The sequence below is a fragment of the Ureibacillus suwonensis genome (assembly GCF_042655065.1).
GTDB lineage: Bacteria > Bacillota > Bacilli > Bacillales_A > Planococcaceae > Ureibacillus > Ureibacillus suwonensis.
Genome location: NZ_JBHSNQ010000009.1, coordinates 102,615 through 119,976 on the forward strand (window position 1 = coordinate 102,615; position 17,362 = coordinate 119,976).

The 17,362-nt window shown below is 41.2% G+C and carries 18 protein-coding genes and 1 other annotated feature; of the genes, 13 read left to right on the top strand and 5 right to left on the bottom strand.

Annotation, left to right across the window (positions count from 1 at the left end; all coding sequences use genetic code 11):
- Positions 1-1,059 (top strand): FAD-dependent monooxygenase, encoded by a 1,059-nt coding sequence (locus tag ACFPOH_RS00795; protein WP_390308578.1) that lies wholly within the window; start codon positions 1-3, stop codon positions 1,057-1,059.
- Positions 1,060-1,077: 18 nt separating this feature from the next.
- A complete protein-coding gene (locus ACFPOH_RS00800) occupies positions 1,078-1,632 on the top strand; it encodes a 5' nucleotidase, NT5C type (protein ID WP_342471304.1) in 555 nt (184 codons plus the stop codon).
- A 96-nt stretch (positions 1,633-1,728) separates the two neighbouring features.
- On the opposite strand, the gene ACFPOH_RS00805 is transcribed toward ACFPOH_RS00800, so the two are convergent.
- Positions 1,729-2,277, bottom strand: a complete 549-nt coding sequence (locus ACFPOH_RS00805; protein WP_342469485.1) for a biotin transporter BioY — start codon at positions 2,275-2,277, stop codon at positions 1,729-1,731.
- Positions 2,278-2,470: 193 nt separating this feature from the next.
- Here ACFPOH_RS00805 and ACFPOH_RS00810 point away from each other — a divergent pair, with 193 nt between their 5' ends.
- From ACFPOH_RS00810 to ACFPOH_RS00820, 3 genes are all read left to right on the top strand, one after another.
- Positions 2,471-3,706 carry a DNA polymerase IV gene (locus tag ACFPOH_RS00810; protein ID WP_342469484.1) on the top strand — a complete coding sequence of 412 codons (1,236 nt, stop codon included), beginning with the start codon at positions 2,471-2,473 and terminating at the stop codon, positions 3,704-3,706.
- 15 nt (positions 3,707-3,721) lie between these two features.
- Complete coding sequence (gene rnz, locus ACFPOH_RS00815) at positions 3,722-4,672, top strand: ribonuclease Z (RefSeq protein WP_342581371.1); 951 nt, start codon at positions 3,722-3,724, stop codon at positions 4,670-4,672.
- Positions 4,673-4,764: 92 nt separating this feature from the next.
- A complete protein-coding gene (locus ACFPOH_RS00820; RefSeq protein ID WP_342581372.1) occupies positions 4,765-4,995 on the top strand; it encodes an acyl-phosphate glycerol 3-phosphate acyltransferase in 231 nt (76 codons plus the stop codon).
- A gap of 372 nt (positions 4,996-5,367) precedes the next feature.
- Here the strand turns inward: ACFPOH_RS00820 and proC are convergent, their stop codons facing one another.
- Complete coding sequence (gene proC / locus ACFPOH_RS00825; protein WP_342469481.1) at positions 5,368-6,174, bottom strand: pyrroline-5-carboxylate reductase; 807 nt, start codon at positions 6,172-6,174, stop codon at positions 5,368-5,370.
- 60 nt (positions 6,175-6,234) lie between these two features.
- Positions 6,235-6,445: a binding site (T-box leader), on the bottom strand.
- Between the two features lie 139 nt (positions 6,446-6,584).
- On the opposite strand from proC, the gene ACFPOH_RS00830 reads away from it, so the two are divergent.
- Complete coding sequence (locus ACFPOH_RS00830) at positions 6,585-7,526, top strand: MBL fold metallo-hydrolase (RefSeq protein WP_342469480.1); 942 nt, start codon at positions 6,585-6,587, stop codon at positions 7,524-7,526.
- 104 nt (positions 7,527-7,630) lie between these two features.
- On the opposite strand, the gene hmpA is transcribed toward ACFPOH_RS00830, so the two are convergent.
- Positions 7,631-8,788 carry an NO-inducible flavohemoprotein gene (hmpA, locus tag ACFPOH_RS00835; protein ID WP_342469479.1) on the bottom strand — a complete coding sequence of 386 codons (1,158 nt, stop codon included), beginning with the start codon at positions 8,786-8,788 and terminating at the stop codon, positions 7,631-7,633.
- A 202-nt stretch (positions 8,789-8,990) separates the two neighbouring features.
- On the opposite strand from hmpA, the gene ACFPOH_RS00840 reads away from it, so the two are divergent.
- From ACFPOH_RS00840 to ACFPOH_RS00860, 5 genes are all read left to right on the top strand, one after another.
- Positions 8,991-9,437, top strand: coding sequence for an RrF2 family transcriptional regulator (locus ACFPOH_RS00840; protein WP_342469478.1), 447 nt, complete (start codon positions 8,991-8,993; stop codon positions 9,435-9,437).
- Between the two features lie 70 nt (positions 9,438-9,507).
- Positions 9,508-10,257, top strand: a complete 750-nt coding sequence (locus tag ACFPOH_RS00845; RefSeq protein ID WP_342469477.1) for an SDR family NAD(P)-dependent oxidoreductase — start codon at positions 9,508-9,510, stop codon at positions 10,255-10,257.
- A gap of 165 nt (positions 10,258-10,422) precedes the next feature.
- On the top strand, positions 10,423-11,631 hold the full coding sequence (locus tag ACFPOH_RS00850) for an argininosuccinate synthase (protein WP_390308580.1): 1,209 nt from the start codon (positions 10,423-10,425) through the stop codon (positions 11,629-11,631).
- A 170-nt stretch (positions 11,632-11,801) separates the two neighbouring features.
- Positions 11,802-13,175: an argininosuccinate lyase gene (argH, locus tag ACFPOH_RS00855; RefSeq protein ID WP_390308582.1), complete on the top strand. Its 1,374-nt coding sequence runs from the start codon at positions 11,802-11,804 to the stop codon at positions 13,173-13,175.
- A gap of 93 nt (positions 13,176-13,268) precedes the next feature.
- Positions 13,269-13,604, top strand: a complete 336-nt coding sequence (locus ACFPOH_RS00860; protein WP_342469474.1) for a DUF3889 domain-containing protein — start codon at positions 13,269-13,271, stop codon at positions 13,602-13,604.
- 140 nt (positions 13,605-13,744) lie between these two features.
- Here ACFPOH_RS00860 and ACFPOH_RS00865 read toward each other — a convergent pair whose 3' ends face one another.
- Together ACFPOH_RS00865 and proB are read right to left on the bottom strand one after the other, a co-directional pair.
- On the bottom strand, positions 13,745-15,010 hold the full coding sequence (locus tag ACFPOH_RS00865) for a glutamate-5-semialdehyde dehydrogenase (RefSeq protein WP_390308584.1): 1,266 nt from the start codon (positions 15,008-15,010) through the stop codon (positions 13,745-13,747).
- A 28-nt stretch (positions 15,011-15,038) separates the two neighbouring features.
- The gene (gene proB / locus ACFPOH_RS00870) at positions 15,039-16,124 is read right to left on the bottom strand and encodes a glutamate 5-kinase (RefSeq protein WP_342581377.1); all 1,086 of its coding nucleotides are present in this window, start codon (positions 16,122-16,124) and stop codon (positions 15,039-15,041) included.
- A 421-nt stretch (positions 16,125-16,545) separates the two neighbouring features.
- Here proB and ACFPOH_RS00875 point away from each other — a divergent pair, with 421 nt between their 5' ends.
- Together ACFPOH_RS00875 and ACFPOH_RS00880 are read left to right on the top strand one after the other, a co-directional pair.
- The gene (locus ACFPOH_RS00875; RefSeq protein ID WP_390308585.1) at positions 16,546-16,941 is read left to right on the top strand and encodes a metallophosphoesterase family protein; all 396 of its coding nucleotides are present in this window, start codon (positions 16,546-16,548) and stop codon (positions 16,939-16,941) included.
- Positions 16,868-17,320, top strand: a complete 453-nt coding sequence (locus ACFPOH_RS00880) for a metallophosphoesterase family protein (protein WP_390308586.1) — start codon at positions 16,868-16,870, stop codon at positions 17,318-17,320. Before ACFPOH_RS00875 ends, ACFPOH_RS00880 begins: the two co-directional genes overlap by 74 nt.
- Positions 17,321-17,362: the final 42 nt, after the last annotated feature.

Genomic DNA, 17,362 nt, shown 5'->3' on the forward strand with positions numbered 1-17,362 from the left:
TTGTGGGAGCAGGTCCGGCAAGCTCCCTTCTTTCACTTTCTGCTCGCCAAAAAGGGTGTTTCAGTCATTCTCATCGAACAACATAAAGACATTGCCAAAGAATTCCGGGGAGAACATTTGAATGAAGAGGGGGAAAAAGTCCTCAGAAAACACAATCTATATTCAAAAATTGAAAAACTCGGCTTATTAAAAATGGAAGTCGTTGAATATTGGAAAAATGGGAAACTTTTCAAAATGATTCAGCCGGAAGAAAAAATTGGGCATTTGGGCATCCATGTGCCACAAGCCCATTTATTATCAGTGATCATTGACGAAGCCGGTAAATATGAAAATTTTTCGTTAATGACAAGCACGAAAGTCATCGATTTATTGAAAGATGAGGATGGACATTTTATCGGAATTAAAGCGAAGAAACACGGAGAAGAAATGAATATTTATAGCTCAATCATTATTGGAGCGGATGGAAGATATTCCATTGTCCGGAAAAAAGCGGGCATTGAAACGGCGATAAGGAAACACGGCTATGATTTGCTTTGGGCAAAAGTCCCTGCACCCCATGATTGGAAGCCTTCCATTAAAATGGCGGAAATCGATGGTTATCAATTGGCATTGTTTACCCAAACAAAAGGTTTTGTCCAAATTGGATGGAATATAGAACAAGGTTCATTTCCGAAAATTCGCAAACAGCCCTTAGAGGAGTTTTTGCTCAAATTCATTCAGGCGTTTCCGGAATTGGAAGAAACGGTTCGAAAACATATTACGTCCTGGGAAGATTTTGTTTTGCTCGATGTACATAGCAATTTTACGGAAGTTTGGAAAAAGGACAATGTACTGTTGATTGGGGATGCATGCCACACCATGACGCCGACCGGGGCCTTTGGGTTGAACAGTGCATTGGTGGATGCGGATCGGTTGGCGGAATGCATTGAACCGGGCAATATCAATGAATCAAAGTTAATACAATGTGAAAAGCAAAGAAAAGAGGAAGTAAAAAAACTGCTCGATTTACAAATCGAAAAGGAAAAAAACTTCGCAAATCAATTTATTATCATAGAATAGACAGAAAGTGGGTTTATGGTGAATATCGGATTTGATATTGATGATACGTTAATCAATCTGAGGGAACACGCTTTCCATATATATAATACAAAATTGGGAAAACAGGTGGATATCGCCCTTTTTCATCAGTTAAAAAGGGTTGAAATCCATGAACTTTTTGGGTTGAACGATGAACAGGGGCATCATTTGTGGAATTCCTTGGTGGAAGAAATTTATTTTTCCGATTGCCCTGCTTTCGAGGGGGCGATTGAATTTGTCAACCGGCTCGAAAGGGAAGGGCATGCCATTTTTTATATCACATCGAGACCGAAACAGTATTGTCAAAAAACGAGAAATTGGTTGAAAGAAAAAGGCTTTCCGGTCGTTGATCGACAATTTTATTGCGGAATGAAAGATCATGAGAAAGTGGAAATCATTAAGAAATTGGAATTGGATGTTTATTTTGATGATAAGCCCGCCGTTCTTGAAACGTTAAAAAGTTCGAACATTCATGTGTATGTGAAAAATCAATCCTATAATGAGCAAGTGCTTTTCCCGAGGGTTTATGAATGGAACAATTTCCAATTATTTTAAGGATGTACGAAAAAACCGAATGGCCGAAATAAATGGCCATTCGGTTTTCGTATGGATAGAAGGGGTATCTATTCATAAGCTTAATAAATAAGCAAATTAAACGTATTTTAATAAATTTGCGCTCAATAATCGTTGTCTTACAAGAATTCCTGCCCAAGCGGCGATGACACCTTTGATGATTTCCAATAGGATGAACGGTGCCGCACCGGCCATGAATGCCGCAAGAAATGACATGTCTGCGACCACTTTGAGCCAAAGGGTGCCAAAGGCCAGTGTCAGCATCATTCCTGCCACATTGGCGATCAATCCATGAAGATAAGTATAACCGAATTTATTTAAATACCAGCCCATGAATAATGCGGTAGGAATAAAGCCGATAATATAGCCGCCAGTTGGCCCGACAATAATGGAAAGTCCGCCAGACATTCCTGTAAATACCGGTAAACCGATCGCTCCAAGCAAACAATAAACAAGCACGCTTAAAGTGCCGTATTTTAAACCTAAAATAGTAACAATAAGTCCGATGGCGAGTGTTTGTCCGGTAATCGGAATGAGCGGAAGCGGGATTGTTATTTGAGCTAAAACGGAAATAATCGCTGCTCCAAATGCAATCAATACAAGTCCATATGTTTTTGAAGACGTCACAATTCTTATCCCCCTTTGTTAACCTTTCTCTATATTTGGTTTACAAAAAGGATATCGAACATTTTTTTAAAAGTCAATATGATGTTGATAGTAAATTTGAATCATCATGGGTTTTTTACAGGGCGAATCGAAAAAGGTGGTTTTTTTCGGTTTATGATAAAATAATGTGTAAAGAAACCGGGGAGGAAAAGAGATGGCAAGGGTCATTTTTCATGTCGACATGAACAGTTTCTATGCTTCTGTGGAACAGGCCTATCATCCCGAATTGAAAGGGAAGCCGATCGCGATTGCCGGAAATCCGAAAGAACGCCGCGGCATCATCGTCACAAGTTCCTATGAAGCAAGGGCAAAAGGCGTTTATACGACGATGATTGTTCAAGAAGCATTGAAAAAATGTCCGGAATTGATCCTCCTTCCTCCCGATTTTCAAAAGTACCGTGAAGCCTCAAAAGCGATGTTTACCATTTTGAGAAGCTATACCAAACTGGTTGAACCGGTATCCATAGACGAAGGTTATATGGATGTGACCGAAGTGGCCAAAGAGCGCCATCCTTTGGAACTTGCAAAAGAGATACAGCTTAGAATCTACAATGAATTGGATTTGCCATGTTCCATCGGCATTGCCCCCAACAAATTTTTGGCAAAAACGGCCTCTGACATGAAAAAACCGATGGGCATCACTGTGCTCAGAAAGAGGGAAGTGCCGGAAAAACTGTGGCCACTCCCGGTGATAAAAATGCATGGAGTCGGAGAGAGCACCGCTAAAAAACTGGAATCTTTAGGTATTTATACCATCGGCGATTTGGCCAATGCCCATGAAGGACTATTAAAAGAAGCCTTTGGAAAAATCGGGGTCCGGCTAAAAAGGAGAGCCAACGGAATTGATTCAAGGGAAGTGGATCCGGAATCCATTTACGAAACGAAAAGCGTCGGAAATTCCACCACCCTTCCCTATGACATAACAGAAATGAAGGACATTGAAAGCACGTTTTTAAAACTATCCGGAAAAGTGGCGGAAAGGCTGGAGGCTAAAAATTTATGCGGTTCCACCATCACGATCCAAATCCGGGATTGCCATTGGAATAACCATACGAAAAGCAAAACGGTGCAAAATCCGATTTATTTGAAAAAGGATCTTTATCATGAGGCCATGGAATTATTTTCTAAGGCATGGGATGGTACGCCGATTCGGCTTTTGGGTGTCACCGTTTCCAATGTGATGGATAAAAAACATCTGGCCGAACAACTTACGATTTTCAATTATGAGCAATTCGCAAAAGAAGAACCGATTTATGAAATCATTTATGAAATGGAAAAGAAGTTTGGTAAAGGAATCATTCAAAAAGGAATCGATGTAAAGAAAAAGAGCTATGCATCAAAAACAAGTTTTAGTAAAGACTTCCTGGAAGATTTAAAAGAAGAATTGTAAGAATGGAGATTCAACATGGAACTGGAATTTTTAGGCACAGGAGCAGGAATGCCTTCAAAAGAACGAAATACAAGTTCCCTTGCAATGAAATTGTATGAGGAAAGGGGAACGATTTGGCTATTCGACTGTGGGGAGGCGGCCCAGCATCAAATTTTGCATACCGCCATCAAACCGAGAAAAATAGAAAAAGTGTTTATCACCCATTTACATGGTGACCATATTTTCGGCCTCCCTGGACTGCTCAGCTCCCGTTCTTTTTTGGGCGGAGAGGAGCAAACGCCACTGACCCTTTACGGTCCTTCCGGATTAAAGGAATGGGTTCAATTCACATTGGAACTGACAAAAACCCATTTAAACTATCCGATCCAATATGTAGATGTAAAAGAAGGGGTCATCTTTGAAGACGATCAATTCATTGTCACCGCAAAAGAGCTGGAACATGTGATTCCTTGCTACGGTTACCGGATTGAACAAAAGCCCCTTCCCGGCGAATTGTATATCGAAAAGGCAATGAAACTGGGGGTTCCGAAAGGGCCATTACTGGGAAAACTGAAAAATGGGGAAGATGTGGAGCTTGATGATGGAACGATAGTTTATAGCAAAGAGGTGACGGGCCCCCCAAAAAAAGGATTTGTCATAACCGTATTGGGAGATACCCGATATTGCAAGCAATCCATTGAATTGAGCCAAAATGCCGATATTGTCATTCATGAAGCAACATTCGACCATGCAACATCCCATCTTGCAAAAGATTACGGACACTCAACGAATGTGGAAGCCGCAAAGGTGGCAAAAGAAGCCAATGCCAAACATTTGATCCTCAACCATATCAGTGCACGGTTTTTGCCCCATGAAACCGGCAAGCTGATCAAAGAAGCAAAAACTATTTTCCCCAACATTTTTGTGGCCAATGATTTTTCTGCGTTCCAGTGGAAAAATGGAAAGTTGAATGAACTTCATCCATAAATAGCCTATTATATAGGAAAGGATACAGAAAACAGAAAATAATGGAATATCCGATTGATTTTATTGTATGATAGGGGTGGGGAGGGGAAAATATGAATCAACCGAAATTGAATCCTGGATTATTGCGATTATTTGTCGTGTTTCCCAATATAATGGCCTGGTGTTTAATGATTGGGATTATATTTTTTGTCGTAACAAATTATGCAGAATTAAAAGCGGCCGATGCTTTGACATTTTGGATTGTTCTATTGGTCATTTTCATACCGCTTACCCTGTATACGACCATTTCCATCATCAAAAGGATCAGAAACGGTACATTATAAAAAGTTCGGCTATCCAGAAAGCGGAGGACTTTCCGGATAGCTTTTTTTCTGGTCAAATTTTTGATTATAAACCGGGTAAGGTTGCCATTAGATATATAAACGGCTACAAAATCCTCAACAAATAGTCAAAAACGCGCCTTTCGACAGCAAAAAATAGCAAAAAATTACATTTCCTAGGAAATAATTGAAATAATGATAATTTCAAATTTTCCGATAAATGAAAAATGCTCCTTATCCGGAGCTTTTCCATCAGGGTGTTTGATGCAATTGATTTTGACTTTCTTCTGTGGAATAGGAAATAAAGGCGGGAAATTGATACAATTTCCAATGCATGAAAGTTTCCTTCATTTCGACAATTGCATCGGGAAGGATTTACTCACCTTTTGCAAGTTCACGGGATCTTGCTTCCGCACTTTTAATACAAGCAAAAATGGCTTCGGTGAACCGGTAGTTTTCCAATGCTCTGATGCCCGCTTCCGTAGTTCCCCCAGGGCTTGTGACTTTTTTGCGGAGCACTTCCGGTTCTTCTTTGATTTGTTGGAGCATCATGGCGGAACCTGCAATGGTTTGAACCATCAATTTTCTTACGGTTTCTTTGGATAAACCAAATTCCGTCCCGATTTTTTCCCATGCTTCCAGCAAATAATAGAGATAAGCTGGCCCGCTTCCGGAAAGGGCGGTGATGGCATGGAGTTTATCTTCTTCCACTTCGATGACAATGCCGATCGCTTCCAACAATTGCAAGTAAATCTTTTTCTGGCTTTCTGTCACCTGTTCATTAAATGAAATGCCGCTTGCTGCCATGCCGATTGCAGCGGAAGTGTTTGGCATGACTCTGGCGATTGGACGGGCGCCCAAAGCCTTCTCGATCGTTTCAATGCTTATTCCGGCCAAAACGGAGAGGATGGCCGTTTTTTCGGAAAGATAAGGCGCGATTGCTCTAAAAGCGTCTTTCGCATCCTTTGGTTTCATGGCCAAAATCACCAAATCGGCATCTCTCAGCTCTTCCAAGTTTTCAAGTATATGAACTCCAAACCGTTCGTTCAATTCTTTCAATCTTTGAACATTGGAACGATTTTTCACATAAATATGGTCTGCAGGTACAACTTCATTTTTGATCCATCCATGAATCAATGCTTCAGCAATGGATCCTGCTCCTAAAAATACAAGTTTTTGCAAAACTTTTCCCTCCTGTCAATTCGATCTTTTATCAATAAAAAATGCGTTTTCATCCTTTAAAGAAAGGACGAAAACGCATGTTTCCGCGGTACCACCTTTGTTTGCTTATAAAAGCACACCTCAGGCCCTTATTATCGCTAAGGGAAACGGTCATGTTTGCATGACTGCTCAGAAGTAGGTTCAATGAATTGAGAGGACTGTGCTGCTCCCACCAAATGCAGCACTCTCTGGAGTCGTCAATCCATTTACTTGGCTTCGTCATCGCGAACCGTTATGTTCAATTATTACAGAAATTATATTCATTTCATAAAAATCTGTCAACTCAGTGACGTGACGAATTGGAAAAAAAGCAGTAAAATGAAATGAATGAAGATTCATTTGGTAGATATAGAGAACAAGGGGGAACAAGTATGGAAATTGTGAAAATTGTGATGCCTACTCCCTATGATGTAGGAGATGTGAATGCATTCTTAATAAAAGGGGACGCATTATCCATTGTTGATGTTGGACCGAAGACAAAAGAAGCATACGAGGCCCTTGAGTTTGGAATAAAACGAGCAGGGTACCGTTTCAATGATATCGAGCAAGTCATCTTGACCCATCATCATCCGGATCATGCCGGTTGGGTGGATGCATTCCCGAATGCTGAAATACTGGGCCATGAATACATCGATCATTGGATGAAAAAAACGGAAGAGTTTTTAAACTACCGTGAAGAATTTTATAAAATGTATTTAATAAAACAGGCTGTTCCAGAAGGGTATATTCAAAAAATTCTCCGTATCCGCAGAGATATGGAATTATACGGAAGTACCCCGTTGACAAAATACATCAAGGACGGAGACGAAGTGCCGGGGCATCCCGGGTTAATGGTTTATTATACACCCGGCCATGCCCAAAGCCATTTCATTTTCCATCATCAACGTACGAAGGAAGTGATCGGAGGGGATATTTTGTTGGAAAAAATCGCTTCCAATCCCCTTATTGAACCGCCTGTGGATTTATCGTTCGATCGGCCAAAAAGCCTTGTCCAATATCAGGAATCTTTGCAATTTTTGACCACATTGGAGATTTCAAAGCTTTATACAGGTCATGGAAATGAAATTGTGAATGTAAAAGAGCTGGTGGACATGAGATTGGAAAAAGATTCGCAAAGAACAAACCAAGTATATGAAATCTTGTCTGAACCAAAAACCGTTTATGAAGTAACGAAAGAATTGTATCCGGCCGTTTATGAAAGCCAATTGGGGTTAACATTATCCAAAACGCAAGGGTACCTGGATGTTTTGGTTAAAGAGGAAAGAATACGTTTCGAACTCGTAGGCGGTCATGAAATTTATTCGAGAATTTAATGGTTTGATAACAAAAAATCCCACAATAGAAGGTTTCGCCTTTATTGTGGGATTTTGCATGAATCGGTTATGTTCTTAGGGAGGTCAGTGTACGAGTGAATCGATTATGCTTTAAAGGATAGACCAGGTCCGAAGAATTCAAAGTGGATTCGTTCATCCGGCACACCAAGTTCCCTGATTGTCGGAATAAGCGCTTCCATAAATGCTTCTGGTCCGCAAATATAAACTTCCGTGTTTTCTTGGATGAATTTTGACAGGTCTTCTTTTGTAAGATGGCCTTCCGTATCGGAATATTTCACAAGATAAGTGCCGTTTAATTCATTGATTTTCTTTTGGATTTGTTCCTGGAATACGGCCAATTTTTCGTTGCGTACAGATTGAATAAACGCGGCTTCACGTCCCGGTTCCATTGAATCAAGCATTGCATAAAGAGGAGTTACACCGATTCCCCCTCCAATAAACAATACAGGGTTGCTGTTTTGTTGCAATGTGAATAGACCGGCCGGAGCACTAACTTCAACAGTGCTGCCTTCTTCCACAAAATCATGCAAATAATTGGATACGACACCTTTTGGATTATTTTCCGCTTCACGTTTTACAGAAATACGGTAAACATTTCCGTTAGGCGCATGTGATATAGTGTAATGACGCAAAGCGGTATATTCTTCACCAGGAGCTTTCACTTTCACAGTGATGTATTGGCCCGGTTGATAAGGTGGAAGCGCTTTCCCGTCTTCCGGCGCTAAGTAAAATGATGTTACAAGATCGTTTTCCTGTTCTTTTTTAACGACTTTAAACGGCTTAAATAACCGCCAGCCCCCGTTAGCTTCCGCTTGTTGATAAAGTTCTTCCTCCACTTGGATAAAGACGTCGGCAATTACTCCGTAAGCATCCGCCCAAGCTTCGATGATTTCATCCGTTGCCGCATCTCCCAATACTTCTTTGATTGCCGCAAGCAAGTTTTCTCCAACGATCGGATAATGTTCAGGCAAAATGCCAAGGGCTCTATGTTTATGGGCGATTAAATGCACCACCGGCAAGATGGATTCCAAATGGTCGATGTTTGCAGCAGCGGCATAAACAGAGGCGGCCAATGCCTGTGGTTGTCTGCCTTCCCGTTGATTTGTCTGGTTGAATATGTTTTTTAGTTCGGGATGATTTGTAAACATTCTTTTATAGAAATGTTTTGTGATATCCACCCCGTGTTTTTCCAATACAGGAACTGTTGATTTAACGATGTCGATTGTTTTTTGTGATAACATTTCTGTCACGTCCTTTCAAAAACACTATAAACATTGTGGATATATAAAGCAATATTTTATATACATCTTTAACATTTTTGCCACAATTGATGCATAAAAAATACTACTTTTTAAATTGAATATTTTGTGTAATCATCTACTTGAATATTGAAAAATGATATAATAAATACAGATTAAAAAGGATAAAGCGTGGTGGAGGACTTTGCGATTAACTTTATATACGGATTATTCCTTAAGGGTTTTAATATATTTAGGTCTCAAAGGAGACAATCAGTTATCAACCATCCAGGAAATTGCCGATCGATATCATATATCGAAAAATCATTTAATGAAAGTGACCTATGATTTGGCTCAAATCGGTTTAATCGAAACGGTCCGTGGCCGTGGCGGAGGAATACGCCTGAAAGTGGAGCCGAAAGATATCAATATTGGAAAATTGGTAAGGCATACGGAAGAAGATTTTCATATCGTCGAGTGTTTTGATCGAAATAATAATCATTGTAAAATATCTCCCTCATGTCAATTGAGACATGTATTGTATGAAGCCTTGCAAGCGTTCCTGCAAGTTTTGGACCAATACACGCTGGCAGATTTTCTCCACTCGAAAGAAGATATGGCGGAACTGCTTCAAATGAAAATTGAGTATTAGGGATGTTCCATTCCACGGATATCCCTTTTTGTTTTGCATAATCATTGGATGGGGAAGGATAATAAATAGAATGAACCGGAAGAGAATTTTTATTACTGGAGCTACAAGCGGAATCGGAAAAATTATCGCGGAATTGAGTTTAAAAAGAGGATATGAAGTTTTTGCAACGGGTAGGAATGAGGAAGCGCTGCTTTCTCTTTCAAAACTCGGGGCAAAAGTGATGCAAGGGGATTTATGCCAAAAAGCGGATATACATCGATTATGCAATGAACTTCCTGAAATTGATGTGGCGATCATCAACGCGGGTGTTGGTGCGTTTGATAATGCTTTTGACCTCTCGGAAGAGGAAATCGATCGGATGATCGACGTGAATATTCGAGCGCCGATTTATATGGCAAAATATTTGGCTCCCAACATGATTCAAAAACGTTCAGGCCATTTTATTTTCATCGGTTCCCAAGCGGGTAAGGTGGCAACAAAAAAGGCCAGTGTCTATGCCGCGTCGAAACATGCCATCACCGGATTTGTCAACGGTTTGAGATTGGAGCTGGCCCCATACAATATTAAAGTGTCAGCCGTATATCCCGGACCGATTGATACGCCTTTTTTGGATAAAGCGGATTCGACTTCCTCATACAGAAATTCTGTGAAAGGCGTTCTGCTTCAGCCTGAAAAAGTCGCAATGGAAGTCATCCGCCTGATCGATCATCCAAAAAGGGAGATCAATTTGCCGCGCATCATGGGTGCCACGAGCAAGATTTATGCAGCAGCTCCAGCTTTGGTTGAGAAATTGGGGAAAAGGTTTTTTACTAAAAAATAATGCAAAAATGGAATCAACAATGAATGCGCAATTTTTATAAAAAATCTTTCAATTACTTATAAAAATACACTTGTATTTATTTTTATAATCTGTTAACATTCATGTATAAACTTTTAATGAATTGTATAAAAATACATTCCAATTATTGAAGGAGTTCATGTAGTTATGGCAAATAAAAAAGTAGTTTTAGCATATTCAGGCGGTCTTGACACATCTGTTGCTATTCCTTGGCTAAAAGAACAAGGGTACGACGTTGTAGCAGTTTGTTTAGACGTCGGCGAAGGAAAAGACCTTGATTTTATTCAAAAGAAAGCTCTTCAAGTTGGAGCTGTTGAATCATATATCATTGATGCAAAAGATGAATTTGCGGAAGAATATGCCCTTGTGGCGCTTCAAGCACATACTTGGTATGAACAAAAATATCCGTTAGTATCTGCCTTATCCCGTCCATTAATTGCAAAAAAATTAGTGGAAATTGCCAACAAAACAAACGCAGATGCCGTAGCGCACGGTTGTACGGGTAAAGGAAACGACCAAGTGCGTTTTGAAGTATCCATCAAAGCGTTAAATCCAAATCTAGAAGTGTTGGCGCCAGTGCGTGAATGGGCTTGGAGCCGCGATGAAGAAATCGAATACGCGAAAAAACATAATGTTCCAGTACCTGCAACTATCGATTCCCCATTCTCCATCGACCAAAATCTTTGGGGACGTGCCAATGAAGCAGGGGTAATGGAAGATCCGTGGGTGGCTCCACCGGAAGAAGCTTACGGTTTAACAGTATCCATTGAAAATGCGCCAGACACTCCAGAATACGTGGAAATTGAATTCGTGGAAGGTAAACCGGTCGCATTAAACGGCAAAGAAATGAAACTTGCTGATTTGATTCTTGAATTAAATCAAATCGCTGGCCGCCACGGTGTTGGACGCATCGACCACGTGGAAAACCGCCTGGTTGGTATTAAGTCCCGTGAAGTATATGAAATTCCAGGAGCGAAAGTTCTTTTAACTGCCCATAAAGAACTTGAAGATATTACGCTTGTGAAAGAACTCGCACACTTCAAACCAATCGTGGAACAAAAACTTTCCGAAGTGATTTATGATGGTTTATGGTTCAACCCGATTCGGGAAGCGCTTTATGCCTTCATCAAAGAAACGCAAAAATATGTGAACGGAACGGTTCGCGTCAAATTGTTCAAAGGCCATTCCATTGTGGAAGGAAGAAAATCTCCAAACTCTTTATACAATGAAAAATTGGCGACTTACTCAAAAGAAGACGCATTTAACCATGCATCCGCAGTTGGATTCATCGAACTTTGGGGTCTTCCAACTGTTGTTGCTTCACAAGTGAACAATAAATCAATCAACACAAAATAATGAATTTGAGTGCGAAGAGGTCTAGGGAAGATTATTTTAAGACAGGATGAGGAGGAGAATAGCTTGTTCTTAAAATAATGCGCTTGGGAAGGGGAGTTTCCCGAGCACTTAGACTCCTTCGCTATTCTTATGCATTGGAAACAATATTGTTATAAGGATAGGTGGAAACAATGACAAAATTATGGGGAGGACGTTTCCAAAAATCAGCGGAAAGCTGGGTGGATGAATTCGGAGCGTCCATTGGTTTCGATCAGCAATTGGTCATGGAAGATATCGAAGGCAGTCTGGCCCATGTCACAATGCTTGGAGCCCAAGGCATTTTGCCGGAAGAAGATGTGGAAAAAATCAAATGGGGCCTCAATGAGTTAAAAAAGAAAGCGGAAAATGGGGAACTTGAATACAAAGTCGAAAATGAAGACATTCATTTGAACATTGAAAAAATGCTCATTGATTTAATTGGCCCTGTCGGTGGAAAATTACATACGGGCCGCAGCCGGAATGACCAAGTGGCGACAGATGTCCACTTGTTTTTAAAGAAACGGGTTAAAGAAGTCATTGAATTGATTGGAGCCTTCCAAAAAACGATTTTGGAAAAAGCGGAGCAGCATGTGGAAACGATTGCTCCAGGCTATACCCATATGCAGCGGGCGCAGCCGATCAGCTTTGCCCATCATTTAATGGCGTATTTTTGGATGCTTGAACGGGATAAAGAACGTTTTACGGAATCTTTAAAACGAATCGACATCTCTCCATTGGGTGCCGGTGCTATGGCAGGGACGACATTCCCAATTGACCGGGAAATGACGGCAAAACTTTTGGGATTTGGAAAAATTTACGAAAATTCAATGGATGCCGTAAGTGACCGTGATTTTATCGTGGAATTTTTATCCAATTCTTCATTGCTCATGACCCATTTATCCCGCTTTGCCGAAGAAATTATTCTTTGGTCAACGGATGAATTTAAATTTATCGAATTGGACGATTCTTTCTCAACCGGTTCATCCATCATGCCGCAAAAGAAAAATCCGGATATGGCGGAACTCATCCGCGGGAAAACGGGACGCGTGTATGGCAATTTAATCGGCCTGCTTACGGTATTGAAAGGCACGCCGCTTACTTATAATAAAGATATGCAGGAAGATAAAGAAGGCATGTTTGACACCCTTCAAACGATTGTAGGTTCTTTGAAAATCTTTGAAGGTATGGTCCGCACGATGACAGTCAATACGGAGCGCTTAAATCAAGCTGTGCATAGCGACTTCTCCAATGCGACAGAACTGGCCGATTATCTTGCCACAAAAGGCATGCCGTTTAGAAAAGCCCATGAAGTGACAGGAAAATTGGTGTTTAAATGCATTCAAAAAGGCATCTTCCTGCAAGATTTAACATTGGATGAAATGAAAGAAGAAAGCGAATTGATCGAAGAAGATGTGTATGCTGTGTTGAAACCTGAAAACGCGGTGGCCCGTCGTCTTTCCCAAGGCGGCACGGGATTTGAACAAGTGAAAAAACAAATTGAAAAAGCAAAAGCTTGCTTGCAATAAACTTGACATGGAACTGCCAAATGACGGCAGTTCTTTTTTGTTGGAATAACCTCCTTTCCATTGAAAAAACTAAATTGAAAGGAGGTTGCGACATTGAGATTATTTGTGTCCTTTGTTTTAATTGCTTCCACGATTTTTATTGGAACTTTCATGTCTGATGCTTCGGAATCCCGCGCCCAACAGCAATCGGCCCCTGCCTATGCCAAATGGGGAAGAATCGCCATGGAGAAGGTGAAAGAGAGATATCAAACCGCGGATATTATTGATTATCTCCATATCGGAAGAAGTGTGGGAAACAAAACTTCCACGGAAAAATTCAAACTTTGGCTGAAGGAAGGGAATCGCGAATTCGGCGTTTTTGTGGACATTACGTTTGATAATGAAACAGAAGAAATTGTGAATATCGAATTTAAGGAAACAGACCGTTAAGAATCCAGGAAATGTGGCTGGAAAAGCCTTGGGATGGTGAGCGAGCATTCGGACATGCAGGGAAGGGATCAGTTTGAATGATCGGCATTAAAAAACCTATCAATACTTTTTTCTGTATTGATAGGTTTTTTTTACTATTATTACCCTCTGATTTGGCCATTCCCGCGGATGTAGTATTTCGTCGATGTTAATGCAGGGAGTCCCATTGGACCTCTTGCATGAAGTTTTTGTGTGCTGATGCCGATTTCGGCCCCATAGCCAAACTCAAAACCATCCGTAAAACGGGTGGAAGCATTCACATAGACGCTTGTCGCATCGACACGATTTAAAAATTTCTCCGCATTCCGCTCATCATTGGTAATGATGGCTTCTGAATGTTTCGTGCCAAAATGATTGATATGGTCAATCGCTTCATCTACATCTTTTACGATTTTCACGCTGATTGTCAAACTTAAAAATTCCGTTGCATAATCTTCTTCTGTTGCAGGAGAAGCGCCTGGAAGCACTTTGCAAACCTTTTCGTCCCCAATGATTTTGACCCCTGCGTCTTGTAAACTTTCCAATAACTTTTTCCCATGTTCATTGAACCAATCTTCCTGGATCAATAAGCTTTCAGCCGCATTGCATACGGATGGTCTTTGGGTTTTTGCATTGATGACCACTTTATCAGCAATATCATAGTCTGCAGATTGGTCGACATAGACGTGGCAGTTTCCTGCTCCCGTTTCAAGTACCGGAACAGAAGCTTCCCGTACGACCAAATCGATCAATTTTTTTCCACCCCGAGGAATCAATACGTCAATATATTCTTTTAGATGAAATAGTTCGGATGCTGTTTCATGGCTTGTGTCTTCTATCAGCTGTACCGCATCGACAGGCAATGAAGTCTTTTCCAGTGCCCGGTGGATACAGGAAACAAGGGCAATATTGGATTCTTTTGCCGATGAGCTTCCGCGTAAGATCACCGCATTACCGGTTTTTAAACAGAGGGTGGCGGCATCAACTGTCACATTTGGGCGGGCTTCATAAATCATGCATACTACACCGAGCGGTACACGTCTTTTTTCGATTTGTAAACCATTTTCTTTCGTAAAGCTTTCAAGCACCTCTCCAACTGGATCCGGCAGTTCTATCAATTGATGAATGGCATCCACCATCGCTTGGATGCGTTGTTCGTTCAACATGATCCGGTCAAGGATAGCATCCGATAAGCCTTGTTTTTTCCCGTTTTCCAAATCTTTTTTATTTGCTTCGATGATCTCTTCCTTTTCGAGAAGCAGCTGTTCTGCAATTTTTGCCAGTGCTTCGTTCTTTTCTTCCGTTGTCTTCAAATTCATTAAATAGCTTGAGAACTTGGCCAATTTTCCTTTTGTTTGCACTTCTGAGCCGGCAATATGTTGTTTCATAAGAATACCTCCTGCTATGAAATAGAATTTATATTTTCACCCATTTATCCCGGTGGATGACCTCGATAAAACCGTCATGGAGCTCATCGGTTTTTTTCCCGCAGGCATAAGCGATTTCGTCACTGGAGTATAGCACTTCTCCCCGACCGATGAGGCCGGATTCCCCGTATACTTCAACCACATCTCCCCGTTCAAAAACGCCTTCCACTTTATAAATCCCTGCAGGCAACAAGCTTTTGCCTCTCCGCAGCAATGCATCTTCCGCCCCTTTATCAATGAACAATTTCCCTTTGGCTTCCGTAAAGGAAATCCATTGTTTTTGGCTTGGGAGCACCGGCAGTTCGTCACGTTCAATATAAGTTCCATCACCCCGGCCTTCCAAAATGTCCATGAGTTTTTCCGGTCCGCTGCCTTTTCCGATGAACACTTTCACCCCGGCTTTTAATGCTGTGCGGGCGGCAAGGAGCTTCGATTGCATTCCGCCGGTGCCGACTTTTGAACCTGCGCCTTGTGCCAGCTGGAGCATGTCATCGGTGATTTCCGTTAAACGGCTAATCCGCTTGGCGTTCGGATTTTTCTGAGGATTATCATCATAGAAGCCGTTGATATCCGTTAAAATGATCAGCTGGTCTGCATGCACCAATCCGCTGACTAGTGCGGAAAGCATGTCATTGTCGCCAAAGGTGAGTTCTGTCACTGAGACGGTGTCATTTTCATTGATGATTGGCAAAATGGAGCGTTCCAGCAATTCGCTGAAAGTGGCAAAGGCATTTTTATAGCGCTCTTTGTTGGAGAAATCGGTACGGGTTAACAGCACTTGGGCTGTAGTGATGTTGTATTTGGCAAATTGTTCCGCGTACAATTGAATGAGCAGGCTTTGACCGACAGCAGCAGCAGCTTGTTTTCCTTTCAATGTGACCGGGCGGGTAGGGTAGCCGAGTTTCCGGAATCCCGCCGCCACAGCGCCGGAAGAAACAAGCAGCACCTCATGTCCTTGTTCCACGACTTTCGCAATGGCTTCCACATGATCCTGCAATTTTTCAAAGTCGATTTCGCCTTTTGAATTTGTTAGTGAACTTGAACCAATTTTAACGACAATTCGTTTCTTCTCCATCGATAACCATCCTTAAACGTTGTTTATAAAAAAAACCTTTTCCACCCTGGTTTTAGGGCGAAAAAGGTTTCCGCGGTACCACCTAAATTGGATTAATTATAATCCCACTTTATCCCAATAACGCTTGGGATGCGTCCAGTTTTGGCTGGAAGCTGACGAAGCAGGTTCAGCAGCTCTTGTTTGTACGATGTCTTTCAGCCCATGGACATCGCTCTCTTTCCAACAGTGTGCCGCTTACTGGTCTTCGCTGCGCCGATGTCGATATGTCCGACACTTGTTCTATCAATTAAAAATATGCATGATATTTTGAAAAGTGTCAACAATTCGGCATGAATTAATAATCAGTAAACTCTGGTGAATAAGGTGTATGTTTAGCTCTATAATATAAAATAGTTTAGAAAAAATAAAGGGGTATATAATCATGTTCATAAATATAGACAAAGGAGTAGACATAGTAGGAGATATACATGCCTGTTTCGATGAATGGCTCGAAATGCTCGATCGATTGGGTTATCAAAAAAATGAACAGGGGCTTTATGTGCATCCGAAGGGGAGAAAAATGGTTTCTCCTGGGGATGTGATGAGCCGGGGGCCAAAATCCATTGAAACGATGGTATTTTTTTTAAAACATCGGCATTTAATGTATATGATCGATAGCAATCATGGCTGGAAAATTGCCCGATGGCTTGATGGAAGAAAAGTTCAGCTGAAACACGGGGATGAAAAAGTGGAGGAAGAATTTATTGAATTCGAAAGGGAAAAATGGAAAAGAAAAAACCGTACAGTTAAAAAAAGAATTGAGAGACATGTTGATTAATTTACCCTCCCACTATATACTTTCTGAAAAAGGGCAGCCGAAGCTTGTTTGCGTTCATGCGGGAATCCGTGAAGAATTTATTGGCAAAGAATCGGAAAGAATCAAAAATTTTTGCCGCTATGGCGATGTAGCAGGGGTTGATCAACAGGGAAAGCCGATACGCCGGGACTGGTATAAGCAATATAAAGGCGATTTGCTTGTTGTATGGGGACACGATCCAAAGCCGGAGCCGCTGATGGTGAATAATACCATCAACATTGACCAGGGAGTTGTATTTGGAGGGAAACTGACGGCCTACCGTTATCCGGAAAACGAATTCGTATTTGTGGACGCAAAAAAAGATTATGCGGGAGTGAAAGATAATCCGTTGAAAAGATAAAAAAATAATACCCGTCAAACCTTGTGCCACAAGGTTTTGAGG

What these genes read in the sequence shown, in the direction of transcription:
- ACFPOH_RS00810 (WP_342469484.1), top strand. Translation starts at nt 2,471, where the DNA reads ATGGCAAGGGTCATTTTTCATGTCGACATGAACAGTTTCTATGCTTCT.
- rnz (WP_342581371.1), top strand. Translation starts at nt 3,722, where the DNA reads ATGGAACTGGAATTTTTAGGCACAGGAGCAGGAATGCCTTCAAAAGAA.
- ACFPOH_RS00820 (WP_342581372.1), top strand. Translation starts at nt 4,765, where the DNA reads ATGAATCAACCGAAATTGAATCCTGGATTATTGCGATTATTTGTCGTG.
- ACFPOH_RS00830 (WP_342469480.1), top strand. Translation starts at nt 6,585, where the DNA reads ATGGAAATTGTGAAAATTGTGATGCCTACTCCCTATGATGTAGGAGAT.
- hmpA (WP_342469479.1), bottom strand. Translation starts at nt 8,788, where the DNA reads ATGTTATCACAAAAAACAATCGACATCGTTAAATCAACAGTTCCTGTA.
- ACFPOH_RS00845 (WP_342469477.1), top strand. Translation starts at nt 9,508, where the DNA reads ATGAACCGGAAGAGAATTTTTATTACTGGAGCTACAAGCGGAATCGGA.
- ACFPOH_RS00850 (WP_390308580.1), top strand. Translation starts at nt 10,423, where the DNA reads ATGGCAAATAAAAAAGTAGTTTTAGCATATTCAGGCGGTCTTGACACA.
- argH (WP_390308582.1), top strand. Translation starts at nt 11,802, where the DNA reads ATGACAAAATTATGGGGAGGACGTTTCCAAAAATCAGCGGAAAGCTGG.
- ACFPOH_RS00865 (WP_390308584.1), bottom strand. Translation starts at nt 15,010, where the DNA reads ATGAAACAACATATTGCCGGCTCAGAAGTGCAAACAAAAGGAAAATTG.
- proB (WP_342581377.1), bottom strand. Translation starts at nt 16,124, where the DNA reads ATGGAGAAGAAACGAATTGTCGTTAAAATTGGTTCAAGTTCACTAACA.
- ACFPOH_RS00875 (WP_390308585.1), top strand. Translation starts at nt 16,546, where the DNA reads ATGTTCATAAATATAGACAAAGGAGTAGACATAGTAGGAGATATACAT.